The following is a 21092-nucleotide window of genomic DNA, read 5'->3' as shown; positions in this document are numbered from 1 at the left end:
CAAGCCAGGGTTTGGCTGGCGGTGTCAAGCGATGCGGTATAGGTAGTCAAAAGGGCTTCTCCCATGCACTGATTTGAGCGCTAATTATATGATATTTATGGATAATTTCCAAAGTTGATGACATTGGGGTAGTCACCGCCAACGCCGGGTGGCCGGTGTAGAAATAGCCAGCCATTGGGAAGATACCGAGCACAGCCGCAGTGCCCACGCTTTTTTCTTCTGCCTTGAGGCCCTTCTGTTCGTAGGCATCCAGCTCGCGCTTTTGGCCTTCGCTCAGGTGAGTAGTGCAACCAGAGGCGAGGGCGACGGCGCAGAGCAGGGCGGTGAAAGGGAGTTTCTTGAGCATCGTTGTGTACTGCCTTCTTGATGGTGATGCGCTTGGTATAACCGTCCTGCGCTCGCACTAAACGAAACTGCGAGGAAGTCCGTGCATTCACCAATTACCAGCCTGGGAATCGGCGAAGTATTCCTGTGGAAATGCTCGCCAACGGTAGCGATCTGCCGGACTCACTGCACCTGAACCCGATGCACTTACTCCAGCGATGATGAAGGTAGTTTCGCCTATTCAAGACTCAATAGGCGAAATACACAATAGAATCAATTAGTTACGTCATCACCAACGAAAAGAGGCACTGACTGCTCGACTTGGAACCATTCACCCTTCGGCTCATAAATGCAGAAGTCGAAGCACTCAACGTCAGTAGGCATCCGTGAGAAAGAGGGCGCCGACTGGTGAGGGTCGAAAACGGCTATGTCGAACTCCGGGTGCCTGAATGCAACAGCCCAGTGCCAACGCCCTTTGGCACCTCTCCAGTCGTCGCGCACCTTAATGACAGCCAATCCTTGGAGTTCGGCCCAGCCGCGCCAGCGCCGCGAGTCGGTGATCAGTCCCGAGGTGGAAATAGCCATCCTCATTTCGCCGCTACTCGTCGAGTAAGCCGGCTTGCAGCCTCTCCGCACGCCGAGGCCAAGCTCATGGAAGCGCTCTCTCGCCGCTTCGTAGCTGATACCGGCTACCATAGCCAAGCACGCCACGCCGCAACCGTAGGTGTCGGTTTGAACGATCTTGCGTATCCCGCAGCGAGATTGCCAATCACTGCCCGCAATCATCAGGAGCAATTCCCCGCTTTGCGGAACCCCGCTGCAAGCGCTTCCTGCTCGGTACTGAACTGGACGCGGTTCTTGGTACTGACCTGACTGTAACTGGGGCAGCCCTGCGGGAGGTGGTAGACCCCGCTGCGCTTGTTACCGAATACAGGTCCGTCCTGCCGAGCAGCTACCTGGACCTGTCGTGCGGGAGCCTCGGACTGCCTTGCCGGAACAGCTCTTGTCGTTACAGCTTGGCCGGCACCTTGGGGCCTGTAGCCAGGAACCCACTTACGCTCGCCAGTGACGAATGGGTTGTGGTGGCCCATCGAATAGGCAATTCGCCTGTCACGCTCGCGCTCCCAAGCTGAAACTGGGTAGGCCCGATCCCAGGCCATCAGGACCTGCTGCTGTTTCTCACTGAGCCGGATGTTGTAGCGGTCAGCCATGTAGAAGGTGATCCGAGCAGCTTCACCCTTGACCTCGTTGCGAGGTTCTACGACGCGGTAAGTGGTGGCCACCTTGGTTGTGCATGCCCCCAAAGGCTCAGTCGGCCCGGAGGCCATGCCATAGCTGATTGCAGAGCGGAGGGCATTAACGGCCCCGACGCTCGGGGCCAAATTGTGCATATCGGCCTCCATCATGTTGAACACTGGATCAGTACGCTGACAGTTCTGACGCCCACCTTTGCGCCAACACTGCCGCTGCTGTCCGACTGCGGAGATTGGAACCACATGCTCCCATTCGAGACGGGCAGCTCGATCTACGTGCTTGTTTGCCTGAAATCCACAACTGGCAAGGTCCATCTTGCCACCGGACTTTCCTACCCACTGCCACTTACAGCCACAGTAGAAGTCGCCAGCTTGAGAGAGGTTCTGGTCTTGGTAGACATGCTGCCGTAGCAGTCGCTTGGCCTCTGAGAAGTTGTCCGGCGCCGCACCCGCTGGCACCGCCGCGACAGCTATTGCGATGGCCGCTGCCGTGAGCAGTGGACGCTTCAACCGTTCAACAAGGCCGTGAATTAACCCTCCGCTAACCTGCCATTTCCATCCATGGGATTTGAGCTGCTGCACCTGATCATTCCTCGCACCGAACCTGATGCCTAAACGGTAACGTCTGGTGCAGCCAGCGTCGCCTCTACCCGATGCAGTTGCTCACGCCCATCGGCTAGCCCGCCAGCAACTGCCGTCTGGTGTGGAAAAGGATCAGGAACACTCCGAGGGTGAGCCAAGACACCGAGAACAGGCCGATAATCAGGTTGAAAGTCAGTTTGAGGTCCAGCGTGGTGTCAGAAAATGCCTGGGGCGACGTGAAGACACGTATCACACCATCCTTGAAGGCGTAGACGCGCAGGAACTCTGGCCGGTTGATGTAGAGCACCGGATTCCTGGATAGGGCCTTATCGACCCATAGCTTGGATGGAGCGTCATAGGTCTGAGCCAATGCCTGCTCCAGTATCACTTGCACAGAAGCCGGCAGGCTAGACGCGTGCAGATCATGCCTGCTTTCGGCAGACAGGCAACGCTCAACACTGCATCCCCGGTCGCTTATAGAATCGGTCAGCCTATCGAAGGCCCCCTGCGGTAATGGGGACACAACAAGCAGTGGCTGTGCGCCAGACCGGCGCCCAGCGGCAAATAATGCGGGCTCCACAAATCCGTCCCCATCGAAGTCGTAGACATGGAGCCACGCATGGATGAACGCCTCGGAGTTCAGCAGGGTGTCAATGATGGAACGGGAAAATGACGGCAGCTGATCGATAGCTTCGCGTGTTGCCACGTAGCATTGGGCTCCATCACCGTTACATCCTAGCCCGCCGTAAGCGGACTCCATCAACGGGGATAGCCACTCCAAGGGGAGCAGGGTTTCAGCGACTTGGGCGCCTTGTTCCTTAGCTGTCGCGATTCCCAGCCAATGATCGAGGCCTTCGCCTCGACGAACCCAAGCGTGAGTTGAGAGCGCTTCGGCCAGGATCGCGTTGTGGGCTATGGGTAGCTGGGGGTCGAGCAGGTGATCATCATCCCAGCCCAACCGGCCAAGGCGGATGTACTGGCAGTCAAAGTCCATTGCCCGGCAGGTGTCCGCAGGATCATCCAGCCCTACGAGGCTGCGAAGGTTGTCCGCATAGACCCGCTCAACCGGCTTGTAGGTGACATTGACGATGGAGAGGTGGAACCCCAACGTCGAGACAATACTGCCCGCAAGCATCGTGGTCGCGAAAATCCTGGTAGTTGTCCGCAGGTGCTTGCGGCAGCAGAAATAGATGCCCGTCGCGAGGACCATCAACTGGACGGGAACCACAAACAGCTGAGCGTTCAGCTCATGCAGGTTGACCCGGAACGTCCTGGAATACCATTCCGAGAAATCGTAAACGTCGAGCCCCAGCTGGAGAGCAAGCGTGATGGGCGGTATCGCGATCAGTAGCTTGAAGTTGGTCTTCCTGACGAACAGGTGGGCCACTGCAAATACCACGAAGGCCCGCAGCAAGTAGTCTCTGTACTCGAACGTCAGTGAGTTAATGGACGTGCCAGACACAAGGTGCGGCAGAGCCCCGACCAACAGCAGATATGCGCTCCACAGCAGAGCAAACAGGAACAACGCCCATGTCCGTTTAAGGAGCCAGTCTCTTGCCGGGGTGCTGCCAAGCCATTGCAGTTTGCCTATCCCGCCCATGTGACTACTCGACCTCATCGTCGGACGAATCGTCGGGGTCGCCATAGAGATCGCTCCAGGCTTCCTGCACGGCCTCATCAGCAGCGTCAAATATCTCCGCCTCGGTCACTTTGTGGAAGCCGGCAGTTACGATCAGGACTCTTGCGTCCTGGGCGGAAAGGCGACGGCAAGTCCGCTCCACATCCTCATAAACCCGCGCCCCCCATTGCTCGAAGATTTGGCTGTACGGGACGGATTGCTCAATCTGCATCAACACGCTGCCGGCAGGCACGTATCGACCATCAACCCAGATGGGGACAATCGCAGCTCGGGCTGTGAAGCCCGGTGAGTCTTGGTGGAACAGGTCGTGGAGCATGAAATCGCAGCTGAGGCGAAGTGCTTCCGCTTGCTCTGCAAGCCAATTCCGATCCTCGGGCGTGAGTTCTGGGCGCAGCATGAATCTCTCCGATTGGGCAACTCTGGAGAGGATATGCGGGCTTGATAGGGCGGCGCCTTCGCACCTGCTGCACTTCCTAGCAACGCCAGTTGGTCTGGTTGCGCTTGAGAGAATGCCGGCCATAATCGAGCAAGCAGACGTAATTCCACGCCTGCTGTAACGGAGGTATCACCATGAGTTCGGTGATTGATGAAGCCTCCAGCAAGATCGACGATCTGTTGGAGAAGGTATCCGGCCCAACTGGCCGGTTCGGGCATACCGGCGAGCGCGCCTATGCCATGGGACAGGAAGGTATCAAACCCGCAGTCATTGCGGCGCAGCTGACTGCGACTAGCAAGAACGGTCATCGCTACAGCGAAGACTTCGTAGAACAGCTCGATAATCTCTACGAAGACTGCCTCTCGGGAACCCCGATCCCGAAGAAGGTAGCCAAGGCCCTGATCAAAGATCAGCGCAGCGTTAAGGGACGGGACGGTGATCTGCTGCCGGCGTAAACGATCAGGGCGCGAAACTCGCGCCCTGACTCTGCAAATCCAGAATCGCCTATTATAAAACTAATTAGCGAAGTGAGGCGCCAATGCGGCCTTCTCGACGATCATTCTAAAGTTGAAAATAACCACAACGCCCCAAGCACCAGCAACAAGCGAAAACCGTAGACCACGATCTTCGGCCTTGGCTGACCACCACTCCACTGATTCTCGCTATAACTTAGACCGCATCGCGTGCATTTGAGGTTTTCTGACGGAAAGTCAGAAGTCGTATCTCGACCCAGGCTCTCAGGGGCGTGACCGAACCATTCGCAAACCTTGTTATCCACTGTGCCTACCTTGTAACTCAATTTCCGGGCGATCTACCAAAGGTCCTTGATCGAGCCAGCTCCATAACTACTTCGCTCTGCTGTAATAGCTTGGCCCGAGTAGTATCACTAAGCGGCATTTCCGGCGCATGCGCTAGGTCAGTGAGCCCACCGATACGACTTATTTGTGCGTGGATATCACCACGCTCGACTTCTTCGTCACCACTTATCTCACTCTGGATCAGCCATTCAAGCTGCCCAATCTCTTTCTGAATTACCGAGATAAGGGATAGCTCCCAGTTGCCGCTCATTGGTGTCCTTCGCGCATTGCATACGGCGACCCTTCGTACTCACCGACCGCCTTAGCTGTCCGCACTACATCCATGCCCTCACGATCCATTTTGTTGCTCAGGTAGCTTGCAAAAAGTTCCTTTCGAGTTTTGGGACCGAAAGATATTTCCACCATTTGCAGAAACTCATATCCTTCGGGAAACCACCACGCTTTGACAATCACAAGCGTCAAGGCGGTAAAGCACAACATACTCAGAGATACTGCCCCGACTTGACTGTATCCCTCGGAAATGAGGCCGTTGTAATTCCAGACGGCCATACAAAACAGTACAGTCATCGGGAGTATAAATTTAAGAAATTTTCTTCTACTTACCCTATAACCAAGCCCGGCGATGATAAGGCCAAGCATGATGCTGATTCGACCTGCTTCCAGCTGAGACAGGTAGCTTTCTATCTTCTCTTTACGAACCATGTGCGGTGCCTTGTTTATTGTGTAGTCAATGCGTTTTTGGCGGGTTGGCACGGAGTGGCCGAGCCCATGCTCCAACTTCCATTCTCAGCACAATCCAGTTGCTGATCACTCCCTTCCGTACCGCATAGGATCACGACCTACTGAGTTTTCACAACTGAACCCGGCGCGTTAAGTGAAGCCCCCTGCCCGGCCTTCTTGCTCCGGGAGTAACTGCACTGATCTGGAGTGATTCCGGCGACGTGAACTCGCAGAATGGGGTTCGAGAGCACAGCATAACCGATGGCTCAACACTGCCAGCGCACTCGCGCCTGCGCTATCGAAATCGACCTGTTCAATGGGTGCCGGAACGGATGAACCACCACACTGTTGCCCTGGCCATGTGCCGGATCACAGAAGAATTGCTCTGGAAGCCAAGGATGGGATGGGCTGCGAAGCACAACCCCAAGGCGCGGTTGACGATTCGCGTCGGCAGCGGAAAGAAAACCTACCTCTCCCACTCCCGCGACGTTGCAGAAAACGCGCACATGACGCTGACCTACGGCATCAAGATGGTCGCGAGCAAATCTGACCCGAACTACATCTGCAAGTGGCTAACCTCTCGGGAGGTGCATGAGCGCAGGTACTATGGCGGTCAGATCAACTTGCTGAATGTCCTTGCCCACACCATGGCGCACGAATTCGGGCACTTCGTCCAGGTCATCCTTGGAAGGCGATATGACGGCTCGGTACACAACCAGGAATTCTATGTGATCCTGGACCGGATTCATGCGAGCGGTGAAGGCGATAAGATCAGGGATGCCTTGCACCAAAACTGCCTGCTGCATGGCATAGACCTCAGCAGAATCAGCGCCAGCCAGGAAGGCCTCAACATGCTGGCAGGCAAGCTCCCAAGCGGCGAGAAGCCGCTGGGCATGCGTGAAATCTATCGACACCAGAAGCTCTGGTTCCGCGACCCGGCAATGCACTCTGTAGGGCCAGTTCGGGTGAAAGAGAAGCGCCGAACCAAGATCGTAGTCGAGACGGTCGAGGAACCGAAAAGACGCTGGGAGGGCTACCCTGCCGGCTTCACCACCACGCAACCCTAGCCCACTGCCTTCCTGTTCCGCGCCAGCTGATTGACATGCTCCTGGAGCGCAGTGAGGTCTTCCATGATGCCGCCCAACGGATAGAAATGTCCGTTGAGCATGCCTGAGCGCTCCATGGCGTAGTAGTCGCTCTCCAGCCGGTCGAAGTTCTCACCATCGGGGATCAGGTTCAGCTCGCCAGCGACACACCTGCCGTAGTGCGCGGTTCCGCTGTTGAAGAAAACGGACTTGAGCGCTATCACGTCATCGAGCAGTTCGAGGTCATTCTTGGCGCCTGCTCCCACTTCATGGTTGAGCAGCCTGGATAGGTCGTACCAGTGGCGCGAGATTCGATCCTTGCCCTCGGCAATGGGCTTGTTGCACTGCGCATGAATCAGCGTGACCTTCTCCCAGAAAGTCCTGGCCGGCGAGAGCACCACTACCTGCTCGGCCTTTGGGAAGACGATCCCCTCGAACATGCCGGCAATATCTGGCTGGATGGAGTGAACCGCATTCGGGTCGATGATGTTCCGACCGCCGAGTTCAACCAGCACATGATCACGCAGATAGCCCTTGGCGTCGGCTGCCATGGCTGGGTAATGGACGTGGATCGACTCGCCGTCATCGCTCAGGGAAAGCTGACATTCGGATGCGCATCCGTAGCTTTGAAGCTGCTCGATCAGATAGGGCAGCACGGCATCACGGGTGTAGCGGCCAACCTCTGCTTTAAGTGCCTCCCCTACCGCGTCTCTCTTTCTTCTCGATAGCTCAAGAAGCTGTGGGATGCTGAGCTTGCAACCCAACTCCCTGTAATCCACGGTAATGTCCACGTCCTCAGAGAAGCGCTTAATCACGCCATGCACTTTCGAGAGGCTGGTCCCACCCTTGAACGCCATGGCCTTTCTGCCGGGCATGGCGAACAGGAGCTGGAGCACCAGCGTCAGCCAAATATCCTTCTCGATGACGCTGGGCGAGCGGCCAGTCTCGCTGAAAGCCTCGTCTAGGATTTCGCGTTGACCAGCCTGGGGGAGTTCGAAGTACGACCTTGGCACACATATTCCTTAGCGGAACCGGCCAATGCCGCCCGCATCCACTCAGGCATTTTGCAGGCCATGAGCTTGTTGAATTCCTCAACGCTGAGCGAGCTGGCGATCTTTCCTACCGCCTGCTCAGTCAGCCCCTCTTTCCCGAGATACAGCAACGCAGTCAGGGCCACGCCAACCTTGGTGCCTGCTTGCTGGAGTCGCTGCCATGACGCATGACGCAACCGAACAACCGCATTGCCGATCCTGATTTCACGGGTCGAACCGCTGGTGTAATAGGTCGGCAAAACCTGCATCTGTGTGCTAAGCCCCAGGCGGCGTGCAGCTTCTACGCCATGAACCTGGATAGTCTCGCCTCTCGCCCTCGCCGCCGCTTCCATGACCGCAATAGGATTGGCCCGAACCTTCTTGCCGGTGTACTCACTCTGTTTGGGGCGCATGTACACACCCCGAGCAACGCGCTCCAGGGAGCCGCTGAGCACCATGCGAGACAACGCCTTGTCTACCGAGGCGCGTGAACCCACCTGCGCGAAAACCGCGCCAGCGAAGGGCTTCCCCTTGGGCATGTGCTTGATCCGGTTCGAGATAGACTCTGCGACAGACATGGCTGACTCCTTCACGTCAGAAGAATTTCGTACTGTTTCTGACACGTAGACCGACTATAAGCCCTGTCGTTCCTGATTTCCAGCCTATCGACCGATTGCCGAGCGTGCCGGCCAGTTTTCAGACGAACGCAACGCCAGCTGGACATGGCACGTCTGAACGACTACGAGTACACGAACAGCTTGGCTCTCTGGATTTGCTAAAATCCGGGTGCAAGGGGAAATAGGCGCTTCCATCAATCACCAGTTGAGGCAACGCGCATGAAGACTGAGGTGTTTCACACAGTCACAATTGGCAGGATTGAGTTTAGTGGCTGGATTTCATTCAACGGCCCACGCATATCCTCGAATGAAGGTGGTTCAGTAAACCTAGGCCCTTGCTGTATCCGTTATTTTGCCCCAGCCGCAGACCGCCCAGGCCTCGCCCAGAGCACTTTGGGGTGGTACATAGTGAAATACACTTCTGAGGTTAGGATTCCACTTCGAGGATTTACCGAAGTGGACGCACTTCAATTGTCTTCGGAATTTGGAATCCCTGTGAGGCGCAATCGGCCTGATCAGCCCTATGGCCGGGTAGACTTTTATGCTTCCCAAGCTTTCGAGGCGTTGAAACGATGGGTCAGTAATCACCCGCGCAAGGCCAAGCGGATCACAAAGAACAACCAGGATTACCTTCCCGGCTGGTATGAGCGCGCCATTTCGTGACACGCCTCCGCGAGAACAGGGCCAGAAGAATTGCTTTATGCGGCAGTTTTGCTATTCCTCTGGCCAATGCTGAGCACCGTGTCAATCTCTTACTCCGCCCCCTCTGTCACGCGGCGGCGCTCACGCCCTCATTTGCCTGGACAGGCTTGGATGCGGCGGCAATACCTGCCCTCACCCACTTCGCAAACACAACGGAAATCGAGGCGTCCTTGAAGCGGTTCTTCAACGGGGCTGAATAGACCAGCTCCCCGCCTTCTAGCTCAGGCAACTTGAGTCGAGCCCCCTCCGGCAGGATTGCGCCGATAACACCCCCTGCCCTCACGAACTTCCGTGCGTGTTCGAAGTGGTCTTGCCATGCCCGGCCAGCGAAGGGAGGGTTCATCAGAACAGCATCCGCCAAGCCATGCAGATCATCCGGCGCGAGGGTAAGGAAATCAGCGTGCTTGACCTCGAACCCCATCTTGTCCAGCGCCATCGCCCGAAGCCGGTCAACCTCGACGCAGTACGTTTGCAGCGGCATATGCTTGGCAATGCCCCCAGTACCAGCTGACGTTTCGTAGCAGATCGCCTGCTGGTCAACCCCCACCCACTCGACGAACTCCTGGGCCAAGTCAGCCGGCGTGCTGAAATACTGATGTGAGAGCTTGTCGGGAACCTCTCCGGTACGAACCACCTCCCCTACGACCTCCATCGGGGCGTAGTCGAACAGGTGGATGTTGCCATCGCGAACACCCCCAATCTGCGCCAGCACCCCGTCAATCATGGCATTGACCGCCCCGCTCAACCGGCCAGTCAGGTTGCCAGCTTTCCAAGGCACCAGCATCCACAGGCCATCCTCACGCTGCTCCTGACGGCACAGATGCAGATAGCTGCGGACCTGACGCGGGATCGAGCAGGTCATAAGGTCGGCGGAACCGAATCCGCTCTTTCGGCGCGGCTTCTTGAGGGTGGCTTCATCAGGGAGCGCATTGGGGCGGATGTAGGCCAGGGCGATGTTTAGACGGTTCGCCACCTCCGGGTGAATGTCGATATGGAGGGTTCCCCGCTTGTAGGCACGAATTTGCAGGGCTCCGTCTAGCACGTCCACCCACTCACCGCAGTGCTCGGCCCGCGCATCACGCAACACACCGTAGCTGCTGAAAAATGGGTCTTCTGCCCCCGTCATCACCACCGAGCACAGATTGACCAGATCGATGAACACTCGATCCTTTGAAGTCGGCGTGCCGTGATCCGAGTACATCCAGTCCAGGATCATGCGCTCGTAAAATCCGCTTCCTACGTTGGTCTTGTGCCAATGTGAGAGCCCGTTCCAGAGAGCGTCTACCCGCATCGAGAAGAAATTTGCCCGGTGCGCCTCCACCATACTCAGGCAGCGGTAAACGGTGGCGCGGTCAAAGGGAGGTATGCCGGCTCCGCCCTTGGAGCGCCACGCGGTGAATGACGCTCTCCACTGACCCCAGAGTTCGGTCGGAAGGATGTTCGTGAAGCTGCACAGGTCGAAAAGCTGGAACCAATATTTCTCCTGTCGAGCATTGATCGCTCGCGGCAAGTCGAACATTTCGATCAAGTCCATTGCCCAGAATCGACCCTTCGACTTGCTGTCGTAGTACAGCTCCGCCCCGTAGGCGAAGCTACTCAGCACAGAGCGGTTTTCGGCGCTCATCAACTCAGCATGGAGACGACGCATTTCCGCCTCGCCCTTCTCGTACTGGTACAGCAGATCATCCACTGCCGGGGTTGTGAGGCTGGGCAGAAACTCGCGGTACTTCTCGGGGATTGCCGTGATGGGAAGGTTGAAATCAAACATCGGGCATAGCTCCATTCAATGATGGAGCCATGATCACCGCACGCCGGCTGTGTCATCGGCGCCCATGGCACTCGGGCCGATATTCCTCAAACCCCAGGCGGGGAACTCGCAACACTTAGGATTGTGCATCCTCTCCAGAGGCTGTGACTCATAACCGTGCATTTGGCTCGGCAGACATGCCCTCCCCCATGAAACTCACACGCACCGCCCAGGACGCGGCGATAGGATCAGCGCGGGGTTGAGCGGAGAATTGCCCTGCACCCCGTTACCATTTCCGGTATTTCCAGAATGAGGAACCGCCGTGGAACTGTCGCCTGAACTGCATGCTTGGTCTGAGAAGCTGCATGCCGCGTCCCTTGCACTGAGCGAGGCTCAACAAGAGGTGCGCGTCGATAAGGAATCAAGGACCCCTTCCCTCTGGGCTCGCATCGTGGACTACCTGTTCCAGACGAAAGCCGAAAAATCTGAGGAACAAGCGGCAACAGAGCTGGCGAATGTGCAGGCCCAGGCGCAGGCATTTGCAGGCCGGTGGATAGTGGCTACCGCAAAGGCCTCTCTGGCGAAGGACGAACCCGTCTACACACGCTACCTCGCTCAAAGGGGCCAATTAGGCACGGCAATCAAACGGCACATCCAGATCGATAAGTGGCGCGGACTGGCCCAGGATGCGCACAGCCAACTGATCGGCGCCGCTGACGATTGCAGCTCTGCCTCCACCACTGAAATGATCGACCTCTTTTCCTCGAATAAGGCAGTGTCGGTCATATCGAGCATCAGCACTTCTTCTGCTGCCGACTCAGTGCGCAGGGCAACTCGGGCGCTACAGGCGCTTTCCGAGGCGTTGCCAAAACGCGCCACCTCGGAGAGCATTGCTGAACCAGACGACTTCCTCGACCTGCTAGTGGACCTTGCCATAGCCCCGCCGCTGGATATTTTCTCCTGGATCAACATGGGTAAGCTCGATGACGCAGCAGATCAGTGCCGGAAGGCAGCTGAGCAAGTAGAGGCCACGCTGAACAAGCTGAATGAATCCTCCGCGAGGGCTGCGGCACAACGCGAGGCAGAGCAACAGCAACTCAACCAGATCGCAGCGCCGTACATCCTGGCAGCAGCGAAACAGGTCCCGTCTAACTTTGGCGTAAAGGCTCCAACATCGTTGGAGTGACGGCCAGCTGATTCGCACGCCGACCGCAGGAATGAAAAAAGCCCCGCTTTGACAGCGAGGCTTTTTAAAGGGCGTGCTTCCCGACATAGAGTCATTTGCCGTGTTTCCCAGTAGCACGGGGTGGCCATTCGGCGCCGGGCGGGCGTGCTTCCCAACTCAGAGAGTCGATTGCCGCGTTTCCCAATCAGCACGGGGTGGCATTGCGGCGCCGGGATCAACAATCCCCCATTTGCTCTGGTCAGTCAAGACTTCCGCTTACCACTGGGCAGCTTCGTGGTTTGGAAGTAGCCGGTAGACCGGCTCCACGTCTTGTGCCCACAGTGGGGACAGTTGATTGACTCCCGCTCAGGCTTGTGTGGCTGATCGCCGTTGATTTCCTGCACATCGAATCGCTCGCCGCAACGTTCACACGCCTGGATTCCCATTCTTGTACCTCACTAGAGCCGTCAGTCGCTCTCAGCCCTCAAGGCTGCCAAGCGACTGCCAGCGGCTGTTGGAAACGCACCAAGGCAACGCAGGCTGATCCCGGATCATCGACGTAGCATCCGCATCGATGAGATACGTCTGGAGGCGGTCGAAGTAACGCCACTCCCCTTCCAGCTCAAACGTCACCAGGATGGCTAGCAGCGGCTTCTGGACGCCAGCCCACTCGGCCTTGATCTTTGCCAAATTAGCATCGTGAAACTGGAGCTGGCTGTAGCCGATGAAGACGCACACCTCGCAGGTCGAGGCAGCACCAGCCAGCTTCGCCAGCTCACCAACGTCATCGTTCCTCGGTTCGCTCCACTCCCATTCCAGCTTGGCCCATACCTTACGGTCGGCGAACTGCAACTCAGCATCGGTCCGCCCGCCAGACTCGAAGCAAGAAAACATCCCGGTGATGCTGGCAACCTGTCGCACCGTGGAAGCGATATGCGTTGTCCAGTCCGCACGCTTGGCCCATTCAATGCTGCCGAGCGCTACTGGGAAGTCCCTGTACCAAAGCAAGTTGAACAGGGTTGTGAAGTCGCTGATCCTGGTTTGCATAACGCAGTCCTGAGTGGAGAGTGCAAATACAAAAAGCCCCGCAGAGCGGGGCCTTGGGGTTGGCATCAAGCTACAGAAGCTTCGGGCGGCACTCCAGCCAACTCGGTGCCTTTGGCGCCCCCGCCGAACAGCTTCTCACGCAGCAGACCATCGAGGATTTTCGCGTCTTCCATGTTCTGCGAGAAGTGAGCGGCAGCATTCTTGGCGCCCTGCCCGATCTTGTTGCCGTTGTAGCTGTACCACGCGCCGGCCTTCTCAACAAAGCCGTGCTCGACGCCCAGCTCGACCAGCTCGGTTGCCCAGTCGATACCCTGCGAGAAGATGTTCACGAACTCAGCCACTCGGAACGGCGGGGCCACCTTATTTTTGACAACCTTGACTTTCGCACGCCTGCCAATGGCCGTGTCACCGTCCTTCACAGTCTCAATCCCGCGTATATCGAGGCGCACGGACGAATAGAACTTGAGGGCGTTACCTCCGGTGGTCGTCTCCGGGCTACCGAACATCACGCCGATCTTCATTCGGATTTGGTTGATGAAGATCACCAGACAGTTGGAGTTGCTGATGTGGCCGGTCAGTTTGCGCAGGGCCTGGCTCATAAGCCGACTTTGGAGTCCGACATGCTGATCCCCCATTTCGCCCTCAATCTCGGCCTTGGGAACCAGCGCCGCCACGGAGTCGATGACGATCACGTCCACCGCGTTCGAGCGCACCAGCATGTCGGTAATTTCCATCGCCTGCTCGCCGGTATCAGGCTGCGATACCAGCAGGTCATCGACGTTCACACCGAGGTTGCCGGCGTACACCGGGTCGAGGGCGTGCTCGGCATCGACGAAGGCGCAGGTATGGCCGAGCTGCTGGGCTTGAGCGATGATTTCCAGGGTCAGGGTGGTCTTGCCCGAACTTTCAGGTCCGAAGATTTCCGCGATACGGCCCCTGGGTAGGCCACCGATGCCCAGCGCTGCGTCCAAGGCCAAGGAGCCGGTCGGAATTACGTCGATCTTGGGGCGCTCTTTGTCACCCATGCGCATGACCGCGCCCTTGCCGAAGCTTTTTTCGATCTGACCCAGCGCAGCCGCCAGCGCTTTCTTTTTCTGCTCGTCCATCATCGTGATCCTCACGGGTTGTTGATTTGCTGTGAGGAACAATAACGACGACTTGCCTGTGCCTCCGGTGGCCACAAAAAATTCGTCAGGCGGCAGCATGGGAACTGACACGACTTCGGTGGAGTAGCGAAGCCGGTCGTTATATTCAGGACAGACTGAAAGATGCAGAGGCTGTCATGACCGAAGAAACGATCGTTACCATCCTGGCCGACACCACTGAGGCCGAATCGCCTGTCCTGTCCCGGCTCAAGAGCCTCGGCGCCCATGTCAGGCTTGGCGATTTGGAGGTAGGCACGCACGTAATTAGCGGAGAGACGGTGGTGCTTCGCATGAATGCCACCGAGTTCGTCGAGAGCATCCTGGATGGCAGGCTATTCCACCGCGCAGGCAAGATGAGCCTCAACTTTCCCCGCTCCATCTTCCTGATCGAGGGAGATGCGTATTCAACCCGCGCAGCTATCGCCCGTGAAGCAATCGACGGCGCCCTGGCCTTTCTAGTCGGAGTAGAAGGCGCATCGGTGCTCTATGTCCGCAATCCCACGGCGACGGCAGACCTGCTGTTTCGTCTGGCCAAGCAAGCCCAGAAGGATTTGACCTACGGGATGGCGTTTCAACGGGCCAAGGTCAGCCCAGGCCGGCAGCAGGCGCTGTTCACTATCGAGAGTGTTTTCGGAATTGGCCCGGCCACGGCAGCCAAGGCGCTTACAAGATTTCGATCTGTTTACGCTTTCATCACCGCGAGCGTTGACCAGCTGACTGAAATCCCTGGAATCGGGCCGAAGAAGGCCGAACGCATCCACAGCAGCATCCGCTGGCAGGATGAGAGCGACTCGGGCATTCATCCCGGCGCCCTCAACGCCTCTAGCACCGACACTGCCCAGTAAGCGCATCGAGTTGAGTTGAACCAGCATGGCCATTGGCTACGATGGGGCTCTCGAACTTCAACAGATGGCCATGCTCAATATCCCTCCATCACAAGCATTCGGTATCGAACCGCACATCGGCAGGTGCATACCTCTGCCGAAGGGCGCTTCCGTTGCCGAGTGCTGGGAGCCGGGCAAGGGCGACTACCTGCTGATCGAGGAAGGTGCATTCCTTCTCTATGCCGCCAGCAGTGCCGGCGCACGCTACCTTCTGTCGATTGTCGGGGCCGGGCATGTGTTTACCCCCCAAAGCATGTCCCAGCTTCTGCGCGGGAATTACCGCATTGGTGTTGAGGCCATGCTGGACGTGAAGCTCAAGATGTACTCTCAGGAGCAGTGGGATGCAGTGAGCAGCGAGCGCCCGGACCTGAATAGCTGGGTGATCGAGCAGGAAGCACAGCAGCTCCAGATCGTTCAATTCCACCTTGCTCAGCACAGCCAGCGCTCAAGCTTGGATAAAACTCGCTTTGCTCTCTGCACCTACGCGATTGGGCTCGGACTGCCGCTGCCCTGCGGTAGCAAATCGATCAAGATCAGCAGAGCCGAGCTGGCGAATTGGATAGGCGTGTCCAGCGACCGGATGTGCCGGCTGATCCGTGAACTGCACGCCTCTGGTGAAGTCACCATATGCGGGCGAAGTATCAAGGTCAGTAGCGGCCTCATGGCCAACCTGTTCCCGAGGCACGCCTAGCCTTTCTCAGATGCGAAAGGTGCCGCCAGCAATGACGGCCACCTCCCGAGGCATGAAGCGAAGCTCTATGGTTTGAAAAGGTCGGCGGTCTGCACTGCCCCGAACGCATAGAGCATTTTCCTTTATGCCTACTCGGATTTGCTGCCAATCATCCCAAGTGACCAACCACTTGGGTTGCCGATGCCGTTCACCGTGTACTTCTGAAAGAACTCCGCGCTGGACTCGCACTGGGTCTGCACCATAAAGAAGCGAATCTCGCACTCCGAACCTTTGTCCTGAAACTCCAGCTCTGGATCGTTAATGTCTTGCAGAGCGGTTGCTGAGTGAAGCAACTTATCGAAGGAATCCAGCGATCTGTTCAGGAGCAGATCGCGCCAAGCTCCCTTGTGATGAATCTGGCCAGCGTAGGTGAACCGCTTGCCCCCAATTTCCTTATGCTGCAAATGCCCCCAGCAGAGGAACAGGGTATCCGTACCAGTGATCGCTTTGGTGCTCTCCAGCATCACTCGACGGACCTCATCTGCCATATCGTCCTGATGATCTAGCGGCGTGTAAGCAAGGCTGGTCAGGAAGACCGGCACCCTTTCGCTCTCGGATATTTCAGGACTACACGGCATGAAGAACGATGGAGCGCCGTACACATAATCTTCGACATAGGTATCGTCGATCAGGTCGAAGCCCATATCGCTGTAGAAGTTCCAGTAAACTGCCGGATCAATCGGATGAGAAATGCGCAGACGGTCGGTTAAGTTATCCAGATTCACGCCCTCTAGGCCAGGCGCATCACCCAGCAAATCCTTGAGCATGGCGTCAGCTACCCGAGGATCATCAAAGCCCGGCATATAGAGGCTCAAGCCATCATCTTCGGGCGGAGAATGCAAGGTACTCCGGTCGATGGATATGGCCTTGGGCACCCTGGCGCTGGAAGGACTAAGGTTAGCGGCCAGATGGACGGCCATAGATGGGTTGATCGCAAAAACATCCACCATCAGGGCGATGTAGCTTTCCCGTCGAGCCAGCAACTCGGGGACTTCCAGTTGCTCGTCTGGAACACTTGGCTGCCTGTGCCCAATTGCGCTTGTTACTGCATCCCAAGTTCGGAAACCGCACAGGTTTGCATACATGGCTGCCGCCTCTGCACGCTCGATGCCTAAGCTCTTGCCGCAGGCATCGACCCAAAGGCGTGCCAATTTGTGTTCAGTTGCGATGAATTGCGTCATGACGGGGGTGTCCTCTGTGTTCGTTATGGGGCCAGCGTCTCAAGGGTCGTCAGAACCTCATGGCTATGATCAGGCCTAAATCAGCGTGCCATCAGGTAGTGCAGTGAAATATTTATTGTGATCACAGCCTTAATTACTGGAACTGCGCATCGGTTTTGTTAATGCCAATAGGCTATGCAGGCAGATCAATCGCCACTCTAGCTGCTCATCGCCGGTCAATGAAGGAACCGGCCACGCCCGAAATCCTGGTCGAGGCTTTGAGGCGATGAACAGCATCAGGCCCCTCTTTCGGCAGCAGCCAGTAGCAGGTTTTCCGCGCACGGGTGATCGATATGTGGGCAAGACGATACAGCTCGTTCTGCTGGATCACATCGAAGGGGGACTGATCGTCCGTCTCTACCGTTTTTGCAGCGCGGAATACTTGGTTCTTGGCCCAGGTAGAGCTGGCGGCAACGAAGTCACCCAGAATGATCACCACCCCGGCCTCCAGCCCCTTAGACCGCTGAGCAGCACGAACACGGACTAGCCTGTCATCTGGGTTGTCGGCCTTATCCCTGTCAACCGCGACATTGACCACGGATTCCAGTTGTCGATAGTCGTCAGGGTTTGCGGCCAGGATGAGGATGCTTTCGCCGGCAGCGTAGTGCATGTCGAAAAGCCGCATGAAGGTTGCCGGGGATAGGTCGTACACCTCAACAGGGCTCACTTCCTCGTTAGCGGCACTGGCCGGCGCCAGCGTGCTCACGGCAGGAATGCCGAGGATCAGCGAATGAGCAGAATAGATGATCCCCTGTTGCGACCGGAAATTAACCCCAAGCAGATTCAACACGTACCCCTTGGAAGGGAAGTGCTTGCGGAAGTCGGTGAGGTAACGAGGCGTCGCGCCTTGAGTCCCATGCGCGGTCTGGAAGTCATCGCCGCATGCAAAGACGGACATGACAGCATCTGCCACACCCTCAACATCGATCCGATGGCGGTTCTCTGCCATCACTGCCTTGATGAACTCCCCTGTGTGAATGGTTATGTCTTGCAGCTCGTCGGTCAGAATGTTCCGTAGCGAGGCGAGGCATTCCGTAGGAACCGCCTTGAGATTGACGTGCCCCTGCTCTCCGAAGGTTAGGAACAGCCGGTTGAACGTCATGACTTTAGGGCTGGCCTCCAGCAGGAACGTTTCGAACATCGGCCAGAACTTGGCTGCCGCATCGAAGAAGCCTGCGTCCGGGTCATTGGGCATGAATTTCAGGTCCGCAATGGCTTTCGCCGGGTTGAGCCCTAGCGTTTCGATAAGCGCACCCGTCTGGTACAGGCACTCAGCGATTCCCATCGGTCGCTCCAGGCCTTTTACCCGAGCGGTAAACCGAGGCGCGGTGTCATGAAGCACCATTGTGGCTGAAACGATGGAGCTGAGCTGTTCTGGTGAATCACACCAAATGACCCTCTGCGAGCCAAAACGCTGTAGGTAGGCCCGCTTTGCAAGGCATTCCTCATACAACGGGGTATTCGAGCCAGGACGGCAGTAGTCGCGGCCAACCCCTTTCGGGAAGCCAAGCACTACGTGGGCATCCAGAGGCGGGAAGTAGCCGTTGACGTGAACCGCGTGCCCCATGACAGAAAGGCTGGTCAGTTGTGCATCAATCTCCAGGATTGGCCAATGTCCTGAGCTATGCCACGCGCTCGTTACTGCCTTGGTAAGCACCTCGTCTGCACTGATCTGAGCACTACCCAGTTCGCTGTATTTGATCAGCTGCGGGTTGTCTGGCGCTGCCCTCGGGAGAGCAACGGCATCGGCGAAAACTGCCTGCACAGTTCTGGCGAAACTGCTGCTGCGGCTGTAGGCGTGCTGATAAGCCTTCTCCACCATATCCGATTGCTCAGGCGTTAGTCGGGGGTCAAACGCCCGACCATCTTCATCGCCTGAGTCTATGGTCCCAAGCAGCTCGAACGGCACCACATCACGCAGCGGCGGGACTGAACGGATCAAGTTCAGCAGCGCCCCTCTGGGGGTCTTGACCAGCTGCCATGCCTGCTCCTGGGAAAGGCTGATACCCCAGCGCCCAAACAGATGGGTCAACTCGGCCATCACATCCATTCGGCAGTCCTTGGTCACAGACAGAATCGTCATTTCGCTCAATGGGATGCGGAGATAGACATGAAGAAAAATTGCCCGGAGCATCATGACGAAGGTCTTCCCTGTGCCCGCGATGCCGATTGTCACAGCACTCGTAGTCGGCGACAGGATCGCCTTCCACTGCTCGTCGGTCGGCTGGTGATCTTCTCCCAGTCTGACCAAAGCGTCGGCCTTGAACTGAGCCACTACATTCGGCGAGATTTTCAGGCGACCGTCATCTAGCAGCAGAGAGTCGAACTGCACCCTTGGCTCAACGTCACCTCGGGCATCCTCAAGACGAATAACCATTTGCTTGCGAGGTACTGGTGGCGCTTCCGGCTTTGTTTGAGCCGCCTCCTTCCCCTTAACATAACCAAGCCGGAATCCCTTGCGGAGTGAGTCTGGGTGTGTGCCTTTGAGCATGGTTAGCAGACTGGCCAGAAGGGAGTTGAGCGCGTTGTTTTTCGCGTCAAGCCCGGATACGGGCGCGGGATGGTCGTTCACCAATGAACCCCTGTTGAGAGACGTTTCAGGGATCATGTCGAAGGGGCGAACTCAAAACCACTCATCCCAGTGCAGTTACCGCCATAGACAAAGTGCTTCGAGTTGAGTGGATTCAGCCGGGGCTATTCCATAGGTTGAGGTGAATTCACGATCACTCACTGAACTGGAGAAAGAGAGTGAGCAAGGCTCAACCTTCAACTGCTTGCGGTGCTCTAAACAGGCTTTTCCTGGCATACGGTAAGAAACGTTTACTCAAAAAGAATGAACAGATCATCCCACTTCTCGAAAACCCGAAGTGCCTGTATCTCGTCGTACTGGGAAGCATGCGGGTATCGCTGAGCAACCCCGAAGGCGATGGAGTTATGTGCATCAGCCACCTCAAACCGGGAGATATGTTTGGCGAGCAGGGGGCCTTTGACTCAGCTCCTATGAAGTACGCAACCGCCAGCATACAAGCCCGGTGCAACGTCGAATTGCTGTGCCTCACTCATGAAGAATTGAAGCGTGCCGCACTCAACGCGCCCAGCATCTACAGTGAACTGTCCGCTCACATCAATACTCGGCTTGGTGAAACCACCGACAAACTGTTGCAGCTGCTTTTCGACGATCTTGAGCAGCGCTGCTACAAATCGCTTGTCGAGATTACCCGCCTCCCAGACGCCCTGACCCACCCTGACGGCATGCAGATTTCGCTGACGCGGATCGAACTGGCCCAGATGACAGGATGCGCACGGGAAAGCGCTGGGCGAGCCATCAAGCGACTTCGGGACCAAGGTCTGATCGAAGCGAGAGGGTGCAAGATCGTCGTGCGCGGCATTCGCCACGGCCAGCCCTTCGATTCTCAGCAGCGGGCCAGAACTGTATGCGTCTGACCAACAAAACAAGCACCAGCTGTGCCGCGATACTCATAGCGCTCAGCACTGCATGCTTGGTGTTCGGCTATGCCTTGTTCCTAATGCCACCTTCCGAGGCCGCCAGCAACCCAGCAACATGGCTGTGCTCAGTGGTCGTAGCCATAACCACCTATCTGGGCACCATTCAACCCAATCAGCAGAGGACCTGATGTTTACCCTAACCCTACTCCGCTTCTCCCCCCTGCCGAAGGAGTCACACCTCGTAGCTGTGCTGATTGGGGTGCTGGCGTATATCGTTGACAGCTTCGCGATGCCGGGCAGCGCAGCCACCGACAGCTTCGGTACTGCGGTCGTCGCAGCTGTCTGCTGGTACGTTTACAAGGTCTTTGATGGCATGACCTATGACGGGGCCGAAACAGCTCTCGGAACGGTGGCAGGGCTCTTTCTGAGTGTTGTGATCTGCATCGGGTACTTCATGCTCTGAGCCAAGAGCATGAAGCGCCTCTAAAAGGCGCCCAGCA

Annotated in this window: 21 protein-coding genes; 7 read left to right on the top strand and 14 right to left on the bottom strand. The window is 57.0% G+C overall.

All coding sequences use genetic code 11. The features are described 5' to 3' along the window. Nucleotides 1–46: 46 nt before the first annotated feature. The 5 genes from PSOLE_RS20115 to PSOLE_RS20095 form a co-directional block, all read right to left on the bottom strand. Nucleotides 47–346, bottom strand: coding sequence for a hypothetical protein (locus PSOLE_RS20115; protein WP_169716116.1), 300 nt, complete (start codon nucleotides 344–346; stop codon nucleotides 47–49). A gap of 251 nt (nucleotides 347–597) precedes the next feature. Next, nucleotides 598–1110, bottom strand: a complete 513-nt coding sequence (locus PSOLE_RS20110) for a hypothetical protein (protein ID WP_045633915.1) — start codon at nucleotides 1108–1110, stop codon at nucleotides 598–600. Further along, complete coding sequence (locus PSOLE_RS20105; protein WP_074859927.1) at nucleotides 1110–2087, bottom strand: endonuclease; 978 nt, start codon at nucleotides 2085–2087, stop codon at nucleotides 1110–1112. The genes PSOLE_RS20110 and PSOLE_RS20105 overlap by 1 nt, the downstream gene beginning before the upstream one ends. Nucleotides 2088–2253: 166 nt before the next feature. Next, nucleotides 2254–3804, bottom strand: coding sequence for a hypothetical protein (locus tag PSOLE_RS20100; RefSeq protein WP_115288506.1), 1551 nt, complete (start codon nucleotides 3802–3804; stop codon nucleotides 2254–2256). After that, entirely contained in the window at nucleotides 3764–4195 is a 432-nt protein-coding gene (locus PSOLE_RS20095) for a hypothetical protein (protein WP_074859919.1), read from the bottom strand. The genes PSOLE_RS20100 and PSOLE_RS20095 overlap by 41 nt, the downstream gene beginning before the upstream one ends. A 173-nt stretch (nucleotides 4196–4368) precedes the next feature. Here PSOLE_RS20095 and PSOLE_RS20090 point away from each other — a divergent pair, with 173 nt between their 5' ends. Continuing rightward, entirely contained in the window at nucleotides 4369–4689 is a 321-nt protein-coding gene (locus PSOLE_RS20090) for a hypothetical protein (RefSeq protein ID WP_045633912.1), read from the top strand. 340 nt (nucleotides 4690–5029) lie between these two features. Here PSOLE_RS20090 and PSOLE_RS20085 read toward each other — a convergent pair whose 3' ends face one another. Both PSOLE_RS20085 and PSOLE_RS20080 read right to left on the bottom strand, forming a co-directional pair. Then, nucleotides 5030–5302, bottom strand: coding sequence for a hypothetical protein (locus tag PSOLE_RS20085; protein WP_020307618.1), 273 nt, complete (start codon nucleotides 5300–5302; stop codon nucleotides 5030–5032). Next, entirely contained in the window at nucleotides 5299–5754 is a 456-nt protein-coding gene (locus PSOLE_RS20080) for a hypothetical protein (protein ID WP_020307617.1), read from the bottom strand. The genes PSOLE_RS20085 and PSOLE_RS20080 overlap by 4 nt, the downstream gene beginning before the upstream one ends. A gap of 350 nt (nucleotides 5755–6104) precedes the next feature. Between PSOLE_RS20080 and PSOLE_RS20075 the strand changes: the two genes are divergently transcribed. Next, nucleotides 6105–6839: a hypothetical protein gene (locus tag PSOLE_RS20075; protein WP_074859916.1), complete on the top strand. Its 735-nt coding sequence runs from the start codon at nucleotides 6105–6107 to the stop codon at nucleotides 6837–6839. Here PSOLE_RS20075 and PSOLE_RS20070 read toward each other — a convergent pair. The 3 genes from PSOLE_RS20070 to PSOLE_RS20060 form a co-directional block, all read right to left on the bottom strand. Continuing rightward, nucleotides 6836–7870, bottom strand: coding sequence for a nucleotidyl transferase AbiEii/AbiGii toxin family protein (locus PSOLE_RS20070; protein ID WP_083393753.1), 1035 nt, complete (start codon nucleotides 7868–7870; stop codon nucleotides 6836–6838). The two genes, PSOLE_RS20075 and PSOLE_RS20070, sit on opposite strands and share 4 nt — an antisense overlap. Next, nucleotides 7819–8466: a DUF6088 family protein gene (locus tag PSOLE_RS20065; protein ID WP_074859910.1), complete on the bottom strand. Its 648-nt coding sequence runs from the start codon at nucleotides 8464–8466 to the stop codon at nucleotides 7819–7821. The genes PSOLE_RS20070 and PSOLE_RS20065 overlap by 52 nt, the downstream gene beginning before the upstream one ends. Before the next feature lie 808 nt (nucleotides 8467–9274). Next, a complete protein-coding gene (locus PSOLE_RS20060) occupies nucleotides 9275–10975 on the bottom strand; it encodes a DUF4942 domain-containing protein (protein ID WP_074859908.1) in 1701 nt (566 codons plus the stop codon). A gap of 301 nt (nucleotides 10976–11276) precedes the next feature. Between PSOLE_RS20060 and PSOLE_RS20055 the strand changes: the two genes are divergently transcribed. After that, complete coding sequence (locus tag PSOLE_RS20055) at nucleotides 11277–12140, top strand: hypothetical protein (protein ID WP_074859905.1); 864 nt, start codon at nucleotides 11277–11279, stop codon at nucleotides 12138–12140. A gap of 456 nt (nucleotides 12141–12596) precedes the next feature. Here the strand turns inward: PSOLE_RS20055 and PSOLE_RS20050 are convergent, their stop codons facing one another. Beyond that, nucleotides 12597–13166, bottom strand: coding sequence for a hypothetical protein (locus tag PSOLE_RS20050; protein WP_083393751.1), 570 nt, complete (start codon nucleotides 13164–13166; stop codon nucleotides 12597–12599). 65 nt (nucleotides 13167–13231) lie between these two features. After that, nucleotides 13232–14272, bottom strand: coding sequence for a recombinase RecA (gene recA, locus PSOLE_RS20045; protein WP_074859902.1), 1041 nt, complete (start codon nucleotides 14270–14272; stop codon nucleotides 13232–13234). Between the two features lie 176 nt (nucleotides 14273–14448). On the opposite strand from recA, the gene PSOLE_RS20040 reads away from it, so the two are divergent. Together PSOLE_RS20040 and PSOLE_RS20035 are read left to right on the top strand one after the other, a co-directional pair. Beyond that, nucleotides 14449–15156, top strand: a complete 708-nt coding sequence (locus tag PSOLE_RS20040) for an ERCC4 domain-containing protein (protein ID WP_074859899.1) — start codon at nucleotides 14449–14451, stop codon at nucleotides 15154–15156. 25 nt (nucleotides 15157–15181) lie between these two features. Next, complete coding sequence (locus tag PSOLE_RS20035; protein ID WP_074859896.1) at nucleotides 15182–15886, top strand: Crp/Fnr family transcriptional regulator; 705 nt, start codon at nucleotides 15182–15184, stop codon at nucleotides 15884–15886. 128 nt (nucleotides 15887–16014) lie between these two features. Here the strand turns inward: PSOLE_RS20035 and PSOLE_RS20030 are convergent, their stop codons facing one another. Together PSOLE_RS20030 and PSOLE_RS20025 are read right to left on the bottom strand one after the other, a co-directional pair. Beyond that, nucleotides 16015–17106 carry a hypothetical protein gene (locus PSOLE_RS20030; protein ID WP_020307606.1) on the bottom strand — a complete coding sequence of 364 codons (1092 nt, stop codon included), beginning with the start codon at nucleotides 17104–17106 and terminating at the stop codon, nucleotides 16015–16017. A gap of 205 nt (nucleotides 17107–17311) precedes the next feature. Next, nucleotides 17312–19717, bottom strand: a complete 2406-nt coding sequence (locus PSOLE_RS20025; protein WP_139204990.1) for a DEAD/DEAH box helicase family protein — start codon at nucleotides 19715–19717, stop codon at nucleotides 17312–17314. Nucleotides 19718–19893: 176 nt separating this feature from the next. Here PSOLE_RS20025 and PSOLE_RS20020 point away from each other — a divergent pair, with 176 nt between their 5' ends. Both PSOLE_RS20020 and PSOLE_RS20015 read left to right on the top strand, forming a co-directional pair. After that, entirely contained in the window at nucleotides 19894–20589 is a 696-nt protein-coding gene (locus PSOLE_RS20020) for a cyclic nucleotide-binding domain-containing protein (RefSeq protein ID WP_074859891.1), read from the top strand. A 190-nt stretch (nucleotides 20590–20779) separates the two neighbouring features. Further along, nucleotides 20780–21055 (top strand): hypothetical protein, encoded by a 276-nt coding sequence (locus tag PSOLE_RS20015; RefSeq protein ID WP_020307603.1) that lies wholly within the window; start codon nucleotides 20780–20782, stop codon nucleotides 21053–21055. Nucleotides 21056–21092: the final 37 nt, after the last annotated feature.

It is taken from the genome of Pseudomonas oleovorans subsp. oleovorans (assembly GCF_002197815.1).
Lineage (GTDB): Bacteria > Pseudomonadota > Gammaproteobacteria > Pseudomonadales > Pseudomonadaceae > Aquipseudomonas > Aquipseudomonas oleovorans.
This window is presented reverse-complemented; position numbering and strand designations above follow the sequence as displayed.

Coding starts and splice junctions, on each gene's coding strand:
- PSOLE_RS20075 (WP_074859916.1), top strand. CDS start 6,105: ATGAACCACCACACTGTTGCCCTGGCCATGTGCCGGATCACAGAAGAA.
- PSOLE_RS20090 (WP_045633912.1), top strand. CDS start 4,369: ATGAGTTCGGTGATTGATGAAGCCTCCAGCAAGATCGACGATCTGTTG.
- PSOLE_RS20060 (WP_074859908.1), bottom strand. CDS start 10,975: ATGTTTGATTTCAACCTTCCCATCACGGCAATCCCCGAGAAGTACCGC.
- PSOLE_RS20100 (WP_115288506.1), bottom strand. CDS start 3,804: ATGGCGACCCCGACGATTCGTCCGACGATGAGGTCGAGTAGTCACATG.
- PSOLE_RS20065 (WP_074859910.1), bottom strand. CDS start 8,466: ATGTCTGTCGCAGAGTCTATCTCGAACCGGATCAAGCACATGCCCAAG.
- PSOLE_RS20035 (WP_074859896.1), top strand. CDS start 15,182: ATGGCCATTGGCTACGATGGGGCTCTCGAACTTCAACAGATGGCCATG.
- PSOLE_RS20050 (WP_083393751.1), bottom strand. CDS start 13,166: ATGCAAACCAGGATCAGCGACTTCACAACCCTGTTCAACTTGCTTTGG.
- recA (WP_074859902.1), bottom strand. CDS start 14,272: ATGGACGAGCAGAAAAAGAAAGCGCTGGCGGCTGCGCTGGGTCAGATC.
- PSOLE_RS20030 (WP_020307606.1), bottom strand. CDS start 17,106: ATGACGCAATTCATCGCAACTGAACACAAATTGGCACGCCTTTGGGTC.
- PSOLE_RS20080 (WP_020307617.1), bottom strand. CDS start 5,754: ATGGTTCGTAAAGAGAAGATAGAAAGCTACCTGTCTCAGCTGGAAGCA.
- PSOLE_RS20110 (WP_045633915.1), bottom strand. CDS start 1,110: ATGATTGCGGGCAGTGATTGGCAATCTCGCTGCGGGATACGCAAGATC.
- PSOLE_RS20015 (WP_020307603.1), top strand. CDS start 20,780: ATGTTTACCCTAACCCTACTCCGCTTCTCCCCCCTGCCGAAGGAGTCA.
- PSOLE_RS20095 (WP_074859919.1), bottom strand. CDS start 4,195: ATGCTGCGCCCAGAACTCACGCCCGAGGATCGGAATTGGCTTGCAGAG.
- PSOLE_RS20040 (WP_074859899.1), top strand. CDS start 14,449: ATGACCGAAGAAACGATCGTTACCATCCTGGCCGACACCACTGAGGCC.
- PSOLE_RS20085 (WP_020307618.1), bottom strand. CDS start 5,302: ATGAGCGGCAACTGGGAGCTATCCCTTATCTCGGTAATTCAGAAAGAG.
- PSOLE_RS20115 (WP_169716116.1), bottom strand. CDS start 346: ATGCTCAAGAAACTCCCTTTCACCGCCCTGCTCTGCGCCGTCGCCCTC.